General features: G+C 59.5%; 19 protein-coding genes. 1 reads left to right on the plus strand and 18 read right to left on the minus strand.

From position 1 onward, the window contains the following. Positions 1-20 precede the first annotated feature (20 nt). The 18 genes from JIN84_RS17960 to JIN84_RS18045 all read right to left on the minus strand — a co-directional run bounded on the left by JIN84_RS17960 (position 21) and on the right by JIN84_RS18045 (position 12,967). Entirely contained in the window at positions 21-2,570 is a 2,550-nt protein-coding gene (locus JIN84_RS17960) for a DNA methyltransferase (RefSeq protein ID WP_200352451.1), read from the minus strand. Continuing rightward, on the minus strand, positions 2,570-3,217 hold the full coding sequence (locus JIN84_RS17965) for a Holliday junction resolvase RecU (RefSeq protein ID WP_200352452.1): 648 nt from the start codon (positions 3,215-3,217) through the stop codon (positions 2,570-2,572). The genes JIN84_RS17960 and JIN84_RS17965 overlap by 1 nt, the downstream gene beginning before the upstream one ends. A 3-nt stretch (positions 3,218-3,220) precedes the next feature. Then, positions 3,221-3,757 (minus strand): hypothetical protein, encoded by a 537-nt coding sequence (locus JIN84_RS17970; protein WP_200352453.1) that lies wholly within the window; start codon positions 3,755-3,757, stop codon positions 3,221-3,223. A 31-nt stretch (positions 3,758-3,788) separates the two neighbouring features. Further along, the gene (locus tag JIN84_RS17975) at positions 3,789-3,959 is read right to left on the minus strand and encodes a hypothetical protein (RefSeq protein WP_200352454.1); all 171 of its coding nucleotides are present in this window, start codon (positions 3,957-3,959) and stop codon (positions 3,789-3,791) included. A 122-nt stretch (positions 3,960-4,081) separates the two neighbouring features. Continuing rightward, positions 4,082-4,795 carry a hypothetical protein gene (locus JIN84_RS17980; protein ID WP_200352455.1) on the minus strand — a complete coding sequence of 238 codons (714 nt, stop codon included), beginning with the start codon at positions 4,793-4,795 and terminating at the stop codon, positions 4,082-4,084. Beyond that, positions 4,792-5,394 carry a J domain-containing protein gene (locus JIN84_RS17985; RefSeq protein WP_200352456.1) on the minus strand — a complete coding sequence of 201 codons (603 nt, stop codon included), beginning with the start codon at positions 5,392-5,394 and terminating at the stop codon, positions 4,792-4,794. The genes JIN84_RS17980 and JIN84_RS17985 overlap by 4 nt, the downstream gene beginning before the upstream one ends. 3 nt (positions 5,395-5,397) lie before the next feature. Continuing rightward, the gene (locus tag JIN84_RS17990; protein WP_200352457.1) at positions 5,398-6,099 is read right to left on the minus strand and encodes a sulfotransferase family protein; all 702 of its coding nucleotides are present in this window, start codon (positions 6,097-6,099) and stop codon (positions 5,398-5,400) included. Continuing rightward, entirely contained in the window at positions 6,096-7,175 is a 1,080-nt protein-coding gene (locus tag JIN84_RS17995) for a phage Gp37/Gp68 family protein (protein ID WP_200352458.1), read from the minus strand. Before JIN84_RS17995 ends, JIN84_RS17990 begins: the two co-directional genes overlap by 4 nt. A 4-nt stretch (positions 7,176-7,179) precedes the next feature. Beyond that, a complete protein-coding gene (locus JIN84_RS23295; RefSeq protein ID WP_200352459.1) occupies positions 7,180-8,010 on the minus strand; it encodes a YqaJ viral recombinase family protein in 831 nt (276 codons plus the stop codon). A 286-nt stretch (positions 8,011-8,296) separates the two neighbouring features. Further along, positions 8,297-9,490 carry a recombinase RecT gene (locus tag JIN84_RS18005; protein WP_200352460.1) on the minus strand — a complete coding sequence of 398 codons (1,194 nt, stop codon included), beginning with the start codon at positions 9,488-9,490 and terminating at the stop codon, positions 8,297-8,299. Between the two features lie 92 nt (positions 9,491-9,582). Beyond that, positions 9,583-10,389: a hypothetical protein gene (locus JIN84_RS18010; protein WP_200352461.1), complete on the minus strand. Its 807-nt coding sequence runs from the start codon at positions 10,387-10,389 to the stop codon at positions 9,583-9,585. A 42-nt stretch (positions 10,390-10,431) separates the two neighbouring features. Continuing rightward, the gene (locus JIN84_RS18015; RefSeq protein WP_200352462.1) at positions 10,432-10,587 is read right to left on the minus strand and encodes a hypothetical protein; all 156 of its coding nucleotides are present in this window, start codon (positions 10,585-10,587) and stop codon (positions 10,432-10,434) included. Positions 10,588-10,823: 236 nt separating this feature from the next. Further along, positions 10,824-11,078, minus strand: a complete 255-nt coding sequence (locus JIN84_RS18020) for a helix-turn-helix domain-containing protein (protein ID WP_200352463.1) — start codon at positions 11,076-11,078, stop codon at positions 10,824-10,826. Between the two features lie 73 nt (positions 11,079-11,151). Next, entirely contained in the window at positions 11,152-11,334 is a 183-nt protein-coding gene (locus JIN84_RS18025) for a hypothetical protein (RefSeq protein WP_200352464.1), read from the minus strand. Beyond that, positions 11,331-11,726, minus strand: a complete 396-nt coding sequence (locus tag JIN84_RS18030) for a hypothetical protein (protein WP_200352465.1) — start codon at positions 11,724-11,726, stop codon at positions 11,331-11,333. Before JIN84_RS18030 ends, JIN84_RS18025 begins: the two co-directional genes overlap by 4 nt. A gap of 13 nt (positions 11,727-11,739) precedes the next feature. Then, the gene (locus JIN84_RS18035) at positions 11,740-11,910 is read right to left on the minus strand and encodes a hypothetical protein (protein ID WP_200352466.1); all 171 of its coding nucleotides are present in this window, start codon (positions 11,908-11,910) and stop codon (positions 11,740-11,742) included. After that, positions 11,907-12,674, minus strand: coding sequence for a hypothetical protein (locus JIN84_RS18040; RefSeq protein WP_200352467.1), 768 nt, complete (start codon positions 12,672-12,674; stop codon positions 11,907-11,909). Before JIN84_RS18040 ends, JIN84_RS18035 begins: the two co-directional genes overlap by 4 nt. Positions 12,675-12,745: 71 nt before the next feature. Next, on the minus strand, positions 12,746-12,967 hold the full coding sequence (locus JIN84_RS18045) for a hypothetical protein (protein ID WP_200352468.1): 222 nt from the start codon (positions 12,965-12,967) through the stop codon (positions 12,746-12,748). A gap of 611 nt (positions 12,968-13,578) precedes the next feature. On the opposite strand from JIN84_RS18045, the gene JIN84_RS18050 reads away from it, so the two are divergent. After that, on the plus strand, positions 13,579-14,424 hold the full coding sequence (locus JIN84_RS18050; RefSeq protein ID WP_200352469.1) for a S24 family peptidase: 846 nt from the start codon (positions 13,579-13,581) through the stop codon (positions 14,422-14,424). Positions 14,425-14,426: the final 2 nt, after the last annotated feature.

Consider the following 14,426-nt stretch of genomic DNA (forward strand, 5'->3'; position numbering starts at 1 on the left):
GGTATGAGGGGAAAGTTGATTCAGGCGGCGGAGTCGTCCTGGAGGCGGTCGAAGAGATCCGGGATGGCCATCTTGTTGGCGGCAGCCGCGCAGTGGGCCGCGCCATCGAGGAAGTATGGCGTGCTGAGTTCGATGCCGATCGCCTTGCGTCCCTTGAGGATGGCTCGGTAGGGCACTGTCATCAGGCCGCCGAAAGGGTCGCAGACGGTCTCCCCGGGCATGCTGAGCTGCTCAATCACACGGTCGGCCAGGTCGAACTGCATCGGGCAGAGGTGCATTTCCTTTCCTTTCGCGCTCTGCGCTCCGTTCAGCGTGAGCATGCGGGTGATGTCGGTCCAAACGTCCTCGTGCCAGCTCTGCGGTTGCAGGAGCATAAAGTCGGTGGGAAGGCGTCCGCTCAGCTCAAGTTCCTCCCCGACGCGCACGTGGTGCTCGAAGTCGTAGATGTTGCTCAGTGAATGGTCGCGGAAGAGGCGGAAAATCTGCTGGTGGTTGAGGGTTTGCAGTTCCTCGGGAGTCATGAGGCGATTGCCGGAGGATCTCGTGAATCCATGGGCATCGACCTGCCAACGGGAGCGGGTATATCTCTCCTTGCTTTTCTTCACCGGCAGGTCCGCGTAGCTCTTCTCCGTGCTCGTCTGAGGCTTCCGGAAATAGAGGAGGTATTCCGGCATCCCGACGCCCATCTTGGTGGCGTCTTTGCATTGTTCGCTCCATCCGAGGCGGTAGGTCTGACTGTTCTCCCTGACCACATCCGTCACGATGGTCTTCATTCCCATATATCCGAAGCCGTGCTTCGTGTAGTGCTCGATGCACTTCATGTGGAAAGGATAGACCGTCTGAAAGCCGAGGCCTGTCATGCCCCCAGGCACGATCCGGTCCTTCACGTGGATGGCGAGGATCCTGCCGGGCATCATCACTCGGAGCAGTTCCGGGGTGAGGAAGTCCATTTGCTGGAAAAACTCGTCATTGCCTTCGCTGTGGCCGAAGTCCGCGTAGTTCGGGGAGTATTCGTATTGGGTAGCAAACGGGATTGATGTGAGCCCGAGGTGCACGCTGTCGGAGTCCATCCGGCGCAACTCCAGCACGTTGTCGTTGTTCACAATCCGATATCCCTCGCCGATGATCTCGACGCGATCGACACCGAGCTTGCGGGTCAGATGCTTCGCCATCGCGCTGTGGGAAAGCCCGTATTCTTTGATGATAGCCGTCATTTTTGAAACCATGTCGTTGTGTTGTTTCCACTTCCTCTCCAGCTGCTTCCGGACTCCCGCCTCGGCCTCGGTGTAGATGATGTCGATCCTCACCTGGCCGGTCTGGAGGAAGCGGAGGAGTCGGTGGATGGATTGGATGAAATCGTTGAATTTGAAACCGATCCCGAGATAGACCGCCCACCTGCAGTGCCGTTGGAAATTGCAGCCGCTTCCGAGCATGCAGGGCTTGCCCGCCATCTCGGCGATGTCGCCTTCTGAGAATCCGATGATGGAGGTTTCCTTGTGATCGTCGGTGTCGGCGCCACGCACGGTGACGAGACCTGGAATGCTGTCTGCGAGAGCTGCCCGCTCGATCTCGAGGTCGTGCCAATAAATGCGGTGGGCTGCGGGATCCTCGCCGCGGATCTCCATCAGTTTCGCCATGCGGGCGGCGAGGCTGCTTTTCTTCTCGGCTGCTGCGTCCTGAACTCCGATGGCGGCATCACGGAACAGCTTGCCTTGGCCGCTTTTCTCCGTGCCGGCATTGGCGTGGTTGCTGGGGACCTCGTGCCAGCGGAGGTCGAGCGGTGGCAGTTCGTAACCTTCATCCGAGAATCCGAGGTCGGATGGCTTCTGGACAAAGAGCGCCCATGAGGAAACCCACAGCCAGAATTCCTTCACCTTGTGGGGGTGGATGGTGAGAACATCCGCCTTTGTCGAATCACGCTTGAAGAACCGGGTCTTGGCCTGGCTGACATCCATGATGCCAAGGAATGCCGCGTAGCTCAGCAGCTCGATGTAGTCGTTCGGGGATGGGGTGGCGGTGGCGACGAACCGATGGGGGACGCGTGACACATCGTTGCGCTTGGCCATCGGCCCCGCATCGCCGGTGAACAACCGCATGAATTCCCGGAAGGTCTTGGTTCCTCCAAGTCCTCGAAGCACGCTGGCCTCGTCGAGGGATGCCACGGTGAACAGTGCCGGATCGAGCTTGCCGTCGCGGATCGTCTCGTAGTTCGTCAGGTAGATGGTTGAGCTGTCCTCCACTTCCTCGAAGCGCTTGATGAACTTCACCCTCACGCCAAGCTTGGCGGCGTCCTGGGCGAACTCGTGGCGCACACCGAGGGGAAGGACGATCAATCCCAATCCGCCGGCCCGGGTGATTGTGAGGCGCACCGTTTCGATCTGGATGAACGTCTTTCCGAGGCCGAATGCGAGGAACCCTGCCCGGCGTCCGCCCGCCACGAGCCATTGCACCGTGGCACGCTGGTGGGGCTTTAGAAGTGGATGGATCACGTCGTCGGAGATGTCAAAGCCCCACGTTTCAGCGAGCTTCACCTTCGATTCGAGGAATTGGATATATGGGTCGGGGGACATCAGAATAAAGTGGGTTGCTCGCTGTCTGGAGCGGGTGTTTCGGTGGAATCCGGAACGAGGAACGACATCAGGTCGGGGAGGGCCTTGCGGCAGCCTTTCGGGATCCGCCAAGGAACGAGCTGGCCCCATTCCTGGGCGATGTCCCGGGTGATGCTTCCCTGCGGCTTCACCTTCTGTTTGAGTCTCCGAGCGATCGCATAGGCGTCGACGTAGTCCTGCCATGCGCGGCGGGAGTTGTTCACCGGGATGGCCACGGTGATGGCCGGATAGAAGAAGTTCTGGCCGCGGCGTTCGGCGAAATGGATGACGAGGAAGCAGGGAACTCCGAATGCGGAACGTTCCAGCATGTGCTCGACCTGCTTGGGTTTGATCGACTCCTTCCGCATGTCGAACGCGGTTTGCTGGCAGTGCTTCGCCTCGATGATGAACTGCCGCCCATCATACAACACACCCTCAAAGTCGGGGAGCGACGGAATGAGAACCGTCTTGGTGCGTTTCCCAGAGGGATCGCTGTCGTCCTTGATGGTGACGCCATTGGTGCCGTAGCGGCCCATGGTCATCCGCTTCGCGCGACGTTCGCGGTCTGCGGCATCCATCAGGAGTTGTTCGAACTCCTTTCCTTTGAGGGTGGTTGGAACGGGGGACATGGCTCAGCTTCCGAATCCGAGTTGTGATTGCCCTTGATCGGCGAGTGCCTGGAGACCGGCTCTCCCTTCGTTGAAGTTGAGAAGCTTTTGGGACCGCTTTCCGCCCGCGTAGTTTTCCGCCTCCTTGATGGCCTTGTTCAGCGCCTTCAGCATCTTGGGATCCTTCAACTGCACGTCTCCGGATTCGCCGTCCGCAGGCTTGTCGATCTGGATCATCGGCGAGCTCATCGGGTGCAGGAAGTCCGTGCGGGTTTCCAACTGCTTCTTCGCATGGAGCTTCACCGACCTGGTGCCCTGTTTGGTGTGGGAGATGGTGAAGCCTGTGACGCTCAGGCCGGTGGCGTATTCGGCGGGCAGTTCCATGATCTCGCAGAAGACCGGCGGGAGTTTGCCGAATGCTGCGGGCAATTCCGGCAAGGGCTCCTCATGGGCGGTGACGTTGCGCTCTTCGGTGGCGACGTTCTCGTCCTTGCTCTCGGGGTTGAGAACGACGGCGAACTTGATGGCTTTCGAGCCAATCGTGAATTTCTTGAGTTCCATATCTGTGTTGTGGGTGTCTGGGGTTGTGGTTTCAGCAGAGTGTTCGGGTCGACATGCGGCGCGGCTTCTTCTTCCGATGGGCATCACGGCGGTCGTGCTTGGCCTCGTGGTGCCCATCGAGCATGTGCTGGTGGCGCTTGTGACGGTGTTCCAGATCGGCGAGTTGCGTTGCAATGTTGGGTGGCAGGTGGTCTTGGCTCATGGGTGTGGGTGGTTATTCACGGAAGAAAATGAGGAGGAATCCGAGGATTAGAACGACCGCGAGGGCTTCGCCTGCGACCTCGGGCCAGGTGGTGGCGGCCAGCGTGTTGATGTGGTTGGTGATCATGGGAGTTTGCGGAAATGGATGCTCCAGACCCACGGGTTGGCCTTCCATGAGATGTCGGGTTTGTTGGGGCGGGGTGTGCCGTTGATGGAATCCCATATCTCCCGGTAACTATGGATCGGGGAGTTGTTCGGCACGATAGAGTGCGGATGTGGCTTTCCTTTGTGCGGTCCCGTCAGGATCATCTCGTAGGATTTCCACCCGTTTCCTTCCCGTTCCACACCCTCAGCGATCGCGTCGACTTCGGATATGTCCTGCAGCCGTTGGATCTCGACCTTCGTGATCTCCAGCTTGATTCGCCAGGCGCTCATCGGGAGATAGATGGACGGCCGTTTGTGGTAGCCAACAGAAGACCGCTCGATCTTCTTCAGGTCATGTTTGTCGGCGTCGTAAACGATGGGATGTTCCGCATCCGTTAGGTTGTTCCATTCTCCTTTGAGCTTGCCGCCATCAGCGACCTGGATCTTCCAGTGTCCCCAGCACCAGAAGGTTTCCTTGATGGCGAGGATGTCGCCGACAGTGCCGTAGGGGCTTTCCTTCATTAGTGCAGCCTGGCATTCCTCGCTGGTGTCGTGCAGGCAGCCGCCGGTTAGGCAAGCGTGGGATTGGAGCCAGTTTCCCGGCCCCGCGAGAACCCTCCGGGTGTTGGTCTTCAGATCCTGCTGGATCAGCCGGACGTTGCCGCCGGTCATGAGGAGGGGGGTGGTTTTCATCGTGTCGCCTCCTCGTATGCTGCATTGATCTCAGCCATTCGCTCATGGCTGCCGCCGTTGTCGGGATGGCATCGTTTGGCAGCCATTTTGTAGCAGTCGCGGATGTGTGCGTAGGTGGAGTCTTTCTCGCACCCGAGCACCACCCACCACGGTTTCCTTTCCGGTGCCGGCAGGGCGGCAAATCCGGTGAATGCACGGTCGAGCATGTCGGAGGATCCCCACCGTTCGATGCCCCTCAGAGCGTCGATCGTCTTCTGGATTGCCCGCATGTTCTTCCAAACGCGGTCATATTTGTCGCAGGCGAAGCAGACCTTCTTGCCCTTGCGCTCGAAGTAAACAGCGACACCTGGGTCTGATGGCTCGGTGCGGTTGGCCATTGGGAAGCCATCGCGGCGAAGCGGGACGTTCGTGGAAATGATGACTTTTTCTCGGACAGTGTAAGTGCGGGATGAAGCGCCCAGCGCAAGCCGGTCGATCTCCGCGAGCAGCTCGTCCTGAACATTGCGCGGAGTTCCTGTGAACGATCCACGCTCGCGAGTGCCGCGATGTCGGGGCCAACCTTCGGGCCAGGAGAGGGGAAATGCGTCGATGTTTTCCATAATTCAAACGGTGGTTCGGTCGTATTCGCCGTGCTCGCAGTAAGTGCACGGACAGGGGTAGGGAGGGAGATGGCACTGGCACTGGAGGGGATCGAAGGGAGCAAGTTTCTCCGCTGCGTCCCGGGCTTCCCGCTCGGCCACGAGTTCGACCTCGAGCATGCCGTTGTAGCAGACGGCGGAGCGCGGCTTCACCACCGCGGCCATTTCCGGCTCGCTCCAGTTGTTGAGGAAGTCGGCGATGCGCCAGACGGTTGGCGTGGTCCGTTCGATGATGTCCTCGAAGCGGACCTTGAGGATGGGCGCGCCGTGGAGAGATATGGCACCGATGGCCTCGGCTTCTTCGATGGCGATGTTGTTTCGCATCGCTTCCATCGTTTGGCCCGAGATGGGTCCGGGGCGAACCGACTGGGTCAGGCGCATCATTTTCACCATCGAAATCGACTGCTGACGGCGGGATCGCGTCATCATGATGAACCGGTAGTTTTTCCCCGTGGGCAGGGAATGGAGGTGAGGATCCAGCAACTTGAACGCGCCTCCGACATTCGATTCGATGAACTCCGAGGTGACACCGGTAAGCAGTTCGGCAGGCTCGAAGGCGGGATACTCGCCCGCGCAACGGATGCCGGCGGCGTCGAGGATCTGCATCATCAGGCTCGTTCCTGACCGGGGGAGTCCGCAGACGATGGTGATTGGTTCCAGGCTCATGCGTTCACCTCCACCGTTGGGAATTCGTTCCACTCGCGTCCGTCGAGGAGGCGGCCGGCTTTCTTTTTGCCGATCTTCACCATGATCTCGGTAGAGGCGGTGTGGCGGTCAATCGTCCAATCGGAACTGTCTGTTCCGTCCAATTCCACCTGGCGTGAATCCCCATCGTAGCAGTTTCCAATGGTTGCGGTCACGTGCTCGCCCCACTGTTTGAACAGGAACGGCACGTCGGCGGCCTGGCATTGGTCGCGGAGGCTCCGTGCCCAGTCCGGGTGCATGGGCCTTGCCTTGGGACCGGACTCGCCGCCGGCGATGACCCAGTGGATGCCGTCGAGGTCGGAGAACGTCGATTCAACCCGGCAGGCTTGCTCGTCCGTCAGACCCTCGCTCATCAGACCTGCCCGCCGTGCTGCAACCAATGGCGCCACGAGATCCACCGGACCCAGCAGGGGCTCGCACGAGAGGAAACGGACTTTCGCCGGGATGGAGAGGAGCAGAGGGATGCGCTTGTCCGCCATCTCCTGATTCTCGACGGTGGTGCCTACCCACACGTTTTGAGGTGCAGGACGGTCGGCGCGGGCTATCCATGAGTGCGCGAATCCGTGGAGTTCCATGTCGTCGCGCTCCAGCGCCACGTCGCGAACTCCTGCGACTCGGGCAAACCAGTTCTCCGGCCTTTTGGTGAGCAACAGCCAGTCGAGGTTCGGCGTCAACCGGACTAGGGCGAGGAGATCGGCCAGCCACTCGATGGGCACCTCGTCATCCAGCCAGTCCGCGAGGCTGGCGCAGAACACGCGGGGGCGGGCGAGCTCTGTCATCCCCGCTCCTGAAGCTACACCGGTATTGTAGTTTTCCAGAGAGAGGGCGGCTTCGCGATTCCATTTGATCGGTTCCCTCCATGTCTGGGTGCGCGATCGGGGTGCACCCTTCCCCCACGTCTCATGTCCGGCGGCACGAAGGACGCGGGCACGTGTGGAGTTGGCGGCGTAGCAATGGGCACAGCCGGGGGATACTCTGGTGCATCCGATCCACGGGTTAAAGGTGTGGTCACACCATTCGATTTTGGAAGACTTCATGACCTTATGCGGCGAGGTGTTCGAGCCATGCCTTCTGGCGAAGGAACTCGGCGGCGAGCTCCTCCAATCCTTGGCGGAGCTGTTCCGTGAACTCGTCACGGTGGGTCCGGATGTAGAAGCTCGGGATCTTCCCGGCCTCCCAATAGTCTGCCACCCACATGTCACGGGTTTTCGTCCACTGCGTCACATGTGGGCAGAAGCTGAAGAAGTCCCACCAGTCGGCACCTGTCACAGCCATGCAGTGATGCACCTGGTGAAGATATTCGTCGGGAAGGACGCCTTCGCGGAGGTATCGGATCTGAGTGTGCCAGGCGGGAGCCTTGATTTCGGCACCGCCGATCATGAGCGCGCCGATCTCGGCAGGGTCCGCGTCTTCGTCGAGATCCTCGGACAGCACCACGTCGTCCGGCGAGCAACCGATGGGGAGGGAGTCATGAGAAATGAATCCCACCTCGATACATGGCAGCCCGAGCATCGTGCGGTATTGCTGCCTCGCGATCGGTTCCAGCGCGTTGCCGCGTTTCATGTCGTCCGTCTGGAAGTCGTTCCTCTGTTCGCCAGCCCATTCCGCGAGCTTACGGTCGATGGCGGACTGTGCGCCGTCCTTGAGGGTGAGATACTGCTCCGGATTCGGCAGCAGGCTGAGGAGGTCCGCACGTTTCCCGTTCTTCTTATGAGGGATGCCGGCGAGGTCGAGCTGATCGCAGATGTTGGGGACGCTCAGGGAGATCTCGAACGGAGGGGCGCAGAACGGGCCAGATTCCGACGCTGTGAACTTTCCGGCACGGGCGGCGTGCCACTCGGTTGAGCGTTGAACGCATTGGTGAACGATCACTGGCCACCTCCCTCGTTGGGGGTTTGAGCATCGCATTTGCGGGCTGCTATCATCGCGTCGGCGAGTTGATAGCAATACTTCGCATCTGCTTCGCGCCACTTAGCGCTCTTCTCTTCCACCTGCTCACGGGGGCATGTCCGCTCGTCTGTCTGCGCTGAGATGCCCGCTAGAGCTTGGCCTGCGGACCAGTCACGGAGGGTCATGCCTTGTGGAGCGTTCGCCAGTTTGCTTGGAAGCGGGTTTGTGTGGCATGGAAATGCCGGACCGCCGTCGGTATTTGATGCGTTCACGCTTCACCTCCCGCGTTCGGAGCAAGCTCCATGGTTTTGATGTTATCGCCCTTCTCACCCGGCTCCACGGAGAGGAGGAGGCTTTCTCCGCCTTCCAGCTTGTCGAGGAACTCGCCGAAGGTGCTGGAGAACGTCGTGGCCTCCCTGGGCTCTTCTTCGCCTGCCAGGGTGTAGCGGAGCTTGTAGAGCGTCCATGGCTTCGTTGCTTCCGCCGGGGAGTTGTGGACGGCGTGGTTCTCGTAGAACACATTAATGATGGGAGGATCGACTGGGGCAGGGAAGAGCGTTTCGATCTTGGAATAGATCGCGAAAAGTTCGGTATCATTCGTGCCCTGGAAGGTTTGACCATGCTTGAGAAGGCCATGTTCGCGGCATCGCGTTTCCGCCGCAGGCTGGCCGAGTTTCGCGGTTTTCATCGCCACTTTGATGGCTTTGGTCATCACCTCGCGTGGCGGGTATTGCTGGCCGTCCGCTGCCACGGCCTCAGCTTCGACAGCGGGAGGGGCTTCCTTCTGCTTGGCGGACCTTCCACCAGTGATGACCTTCGGTGGGGTGGCATCTGCGCGTGGCGTAGCATCGCGCATTTCGCTGTGATCCAGGTCATCGTCGATAAGGATTCCGAGGAGGATTTCCGGACACCAACGACGCGCCCATTTCGTAGCCCCGGTGTAGCAAAGCTTTTGCTCCGGATCCTTGCGCCACATCAGGTTGTCCGTCTTGGCTTGGCCGACGGAGACTTCGACGGTGACCGGTGCTTTCGCGCCACGGAACTTCCCAGAAACGATGACCGTGAAATCGTCCTGTCCTTTCGTTCCCTTGAACTCGTAGGAAAGGCGCTCTTCCAAGTCGGCCATCGAGTTCACGAGTCCGGCGATGAGCTTGCCCTGATAGCCGAGCTTGCCTCCTACCACGTAGGTTTCCGGCATGACCGCGAATGGATCCATTCCCCAGCGGAAGGACTGGTTTACGATGAGGAAGCAGTTGGCGCGGACCTCATCCGGCGTGAACCAGTCCATGTTTTGTCCTTTCTTCCTGCCGAGCAGATGCTCAGGGATCAGCGATGCGCTCGCCATGGTCTGTGCGATGATCATCATGCGGCTGAACCGCTGTTCGTTCATCAGATTTGCGACGATGATTGGGTCCTGATATTGTTGCGGTTCGGCGTTCGCCGGGTTGAGTAGTGAGTTCATAATTCTGTCTTTGAGTGTGGAAAGTGGTTCCCTCCCGCGCCGTCGACCGTTTCCCCCCGGATCGGTGTTCGGCTTGCGGGAAGGGAAGGGGGTTACCGGACCTGCGGGACGAGTTTGATTTTCAGTCCGGGGATCTGTGGGAGGTCATCGCCAATTCGACCGCGCGCGATCGCTTCGAGGATCTCCATGCGGCGAGGTGTCAGAGTGACCAGGCCGGCGTTGTGGCGGTAGAGAGCATCGATGTCGGTGACTTCATATTCTGGCACCATCTTCACGCCCCTCGGAACGGGAGGTGCGAAGGTGACAACGCTCGTGTTCACCGGAGGGCGGACGGTGGCGGTCAGTTCGCTGGTTTCGGCTTTCACCTTCTCCATGGCCACCGCTGCGGCGGCTTCCTCCTCCGGGCTATCCGCTTCCCACAGCGCCTGCTCTGCGGCGATGCGTCCGTCCTCCAGCTTCTGCGCGGCTTCCTGTTCTTCTCGCAGTTGCCTTCCCTCTTCTTGCCGCCTCTCCTCCAGTTCGCGGATCACCCGATTCCGTTCCTGGAGCACCTTCTCCGCATAGGAACCGCGGGCTTTCTTCAGGCGGCCTTCCTCGGCGATGACTTCGGCGATGAAGCTCTTCGCGATCTGGTCGACTTTCAGACCGAAATCGAGCGCGGGCTTCTTCACTGAGGCCCGGGTTTTCTCCAATCCGATCCGCATCGCAGCGAGCGCCTTCAACTGGGTGTCGGCGGCCGCATCGCCCACGGGATCGGTGACTTCCACGATGAGCTTGGAGTTTTTGAGAAGCGTGGCCTTCGCTGTTTCCGCAGCGGTGCCGATGATGAGGCCGTATCCTTCTCCGGTGAGAATGAGAGGATCAGTGGTTTCAGGTGGATCGATGGTGGCTGGTGTCATGATGGTGGATATCTGGGTTGGAAAGGAGGTGGGATTGCCGGGTCACTCGTTGGCCAGGCATTCGCGGCCGTGGAGGGTTGCCAGCCACCAGAAGAACAGGGCGAGGTAGGTCAACAGGGCGGCTGGGAGATAGGCGGCGGAGAGCGCGAGCAGGCAGGCTCCGGAGGTCGTATGGGCGGCGATGATCACGCACGCCATCGTCCGCAGGAACGCGCTCTCAGCGTTTGGGGTTGGGGAACGGCCAGCACCGGCGTTCACGCTTCCACACGCTGTATTTGTCATTGGGCGCGGAGACGACGATGACAATGCTCCCAGCGCTCCGTTGATCATGGTAAAACCCGATCGCTTGAGGCAGATCGTCCGAAAAATCGGCGACTGGCTCCCAGCCGATGCGGACATCAGCTTGTGGTATGATTCTCGGATTTTCATCGGGCTCAGGCATCAGTGTTTGGCTCGACGAGGCGGTCGATGAAGGCGGCGGGGATGCGGACGCTGCGCATGTTCGGCACCCGAGGATAAAGTTTGGCCTGGATGCGTCGGTTCACGGTCTTGATGCTGACACCGAGGACTTTCGCGGCCTCCTTCACCGAGTAGGTGTCGGCCTTGCCCGCGCGGATCTTGGCGGCGACCCTGTTGGCGATCTTTTCCAGATCGTCGTCGGAGAGTTGGACTACGAAAGTGAGTGACATGGTTCAGCGGCGTTTGAGAATTCGGAGGAAAGCCCGGATGACGTAACCAGGCGGCAGGAGGACTGACATCGGATCAGGCGGCGGCTTTGCGGCGATCGCGCTCGGCCTTGAGGAAGGCCAGACGCTCGATTTCCCATTCGCCGGGGTTCTTGACCTGCGACAGTTGGGAGATCGCGAGAGTGAGCATCTCTTCGCTGTATCCGGCGACGATCCGGGGATCGTTTGGAGGGGTGGGGAAGGTGAGGAGCTTTTTCATGGTGGGGATACAGATGGGTTTTGGTTCGGGGTGGTTGCGGACTTGAGGAGCTGGGCTTCGATGGCCTCCTCAACCCAGTGGTTGAGGCTTTCGCCCCTGCTGGATGAGGCGCGCTTGGCGGCTTCGATCAGTGGGATCGGAACGGTGACGCTGAGCTTTTCTCGTTGTGCTTTGCGGGCGCGGCTGGCCTTGGTCGGGATGGAGTCATCCGCCGTGGATAGCCGGGTTTGGATCGACCGGGTAACCCACTGGGAAAGGCTCTCGTTGCTGGCGAAGGCTTCGGCGGCGGCCGCTTTGAGAAGCGCTGGCAGCACCACTGCGGAGAGCTTTAAGCGTTTCTTGCCGGTGGCGGGTCGTCCGCGCTTTCGGGGTTCGGTGGATTGGTCGATCATGGTATGAAGTGGGTTAGCGTTCCTCTTCATCGGGATCCTCGAGAGTCTCCTCACCGTGGGCGTCGAAGATGCCGACCCCGCCTTCGAACCCACGCTGGATGGCGCGGCAGATGAATCCGACGGGAACGCAGCATCCCATGAGCAGGATGGTCAGGATCGCGATGATGGCTTTCAGGAACTTCACTGCGCACCTCCCGTGTTGCCGGAGTCGGCAGGTTTCGAGGGGGACCACGCCTTCGCCGTTAAAAATCGGTCAATGAAAGCATGTTTCCCGCATCCATCGCGGGAGGATTGCATCTCGTCCACCTCCCGTTGGATGCGACTCACCCACTCGAATAAGGTTTTGATGTCGTGTGGAACTTGTTCCGGAGTGGGCAGGAAGAATATTGGGTCCTGTGTTGTTGTCCGGTGATGATCGTTGACGGAGCGCCGGAGAGAGAAATACTCCATTTCGGCGATGGAATCCAAGGGTGCGGGTGATGGCTTGCCAACGCTGTCGGGTGTTTGCAGGCTCTCGCCATGTTCATTCACACTGATGGAATCCCAGCGGCCGATCGTGTGCTTTGCGCAGTGATATGGAAGGGGAGGCGGTGGCGGTGCATCGGCAGGTATCGCAACATCGAGAACTGCGTGAGAATCATCGATTTTACGCAATACGGCCTGCCGGGTCTGGATACGGAGCATGGTTTGCACCGCCTTGAGTTCCCGGCTGCGGGCCTCACGATTGTTCCAGATCCATCGGGCGAAACGGCATGGATATGCGAGGACGTGCTGGACGCCGATGAAGCGGTTCGCAAGTGAGATTTGAGCAATGACGTGGTCGACCCGGTGTGAGGAAATAGCCTGCACGGCTTGCGGCAGTGACAGGGCGTAGACCGTGTTGACGTTGACCCTCACGCTGTTGATGGGTTTCCCGTCGACGACTTCGAATCCAAGGGTGCTGACCATATAGGGGACGCGACCGCGGACGGCGTGCTTGAGGTCCTGACCTAGGAGGTCGAGATAGAAACCGAAGTCGCTCACTGCGCGTCTCCTTTCTTCGGAGCGCGCTCCGCAGGTTTCGAGGGCGAGGACGCCAGCATGGGGCCGGGAGCGAAGCCGTCGGCTTCGGCGGCGCTCACGAGTAGGTCATGGGCGAGGCGGCGCGGGTCGATGCCACGTGAGGCGGATTGGGTGATAATCCACGACTTGGTTTCAGAAGGGAGATCCTCCAGAGCGATTGGAAGGGTGAGTCCGGACATGGTGGTGATCTGGTTTTGGGTTGAAGGTTCAGAGGCTTCCGTTAGAGATCGGGGATGCTGAGTCCACACCTACGAGCAACGATGGATAACTGGTCGGATGAGAAACTGAGGCAGGCGGCTCTGGAGCATGGGGATGGTCCGACTGGCCGGTATGCGTCTCAGGTTCTTGCGGAGCGGAAGGATGATCAGCGTCACTCCGAGACTCTGTCCGTGGATAAGCAGGCGCGGAATCTTGCGCGGTGGGCTTTGATTGTGGCAGTGTTGGCACTGCTGGTTGCGATTGGGTCGCTTGTCCGCGATATCCTCGATTGGACCGCACCACATCACCGGCCAAGCTCAGAACTTGGCAAGCCAGCAGAACCGAAGACAGAGCCAGCACCGTCTTCCCCTGGATCTTCTGGGCAGCATTCAGGGCAGTGATTTCACGAGAGAGTGAGCGGATCTCGGAGAAGAGAAATTTGCTGTCACTTTCGAGGCCTTGTATCCTCTGTTGGGTTGCTCGTGTCGTGAACATGCATTAGGAATGCATGAAATAATGCGCATGACAACACAATAATGCATTATGGCGTGAAATTGCTTTGAAAAGCGCATGGAATCAGGTATTCCAAGGCATGCATCCCACCAAAGAGGAGATTAAAGAGTGGCTCAAACGAGAGAGTCATAGTCGTGAATGGTTGGGCGAACAGTGCGGTGGCACCAAGCGGAGGACTGTAGATAACTGGCTCTCCAGCCCTCAGGAAATTCCGGATGGAATGCTAACCTTGATCGCGCGTCTTATGGCTGATGATGCAGCCGCTGCTGCGGCGCGCGATAAGTCGGAATCCACTGATCTGGAACGATTTAGTGTAGAGCTAACAACGGAGGAATTCGATCACATCAACTCGGCAGCAAGCTCCCGTCAGCTCTTGGTGAGGCAGTGGGCGTTAGAGGTTTTGAAGGAGGCTGCTCGGCGCGATATGGAGGCGGTTTCCGCGAAAGAGAAGGTAATGGAAGTGCCTCTGCGGATGGCACCTTCTGGCGAGAACGTCAGTGCATTCCCCGAGGTCCCACTGTTCCACGCCGCCGCCGGTGAGCCTTTCTCTGCAGATTGCGACACGCATATTCCGACCCGCGCGTATGGCCCCGGCCGGTTTGCCGTCCAACTCCACGGCGACAGCATGAGCCCCAAGTATCCTGACTGTTCGATCGTCGTTCTCCGTGAACGGAACAGCCTCAAGAAGCCCGTCCTCAAGAAGGGCGAGATCTACCTCTTCGACATCAACGGTGAGAAGACTCTGAAGATTTACGCATCACGTGTCGCGAAAAAGAAGGAGATCGAGCAGGGGCATTCCTACGTGTCTCAGGCAGACGGAAAAACGAAGGTCCGGATTTTGAAGGCTCTCAATCCAGCATTCCCGGAGATTGTGGTGACGGAGGAGCTGACTTGGCTGGGATGGCTTGATAAGACCGACAACTGATA

This window comes from Luteolibacter yonseiensis (assembly GCF_016595465.1).
GTDB classification, from domain to species: Bacteria; Verrucomicrobiota; Verrucomicrobiia; order Verrucomicrobiales; family Akkermansiaceae; genus Luteolibacter; species Luteolibacter yonseiensis.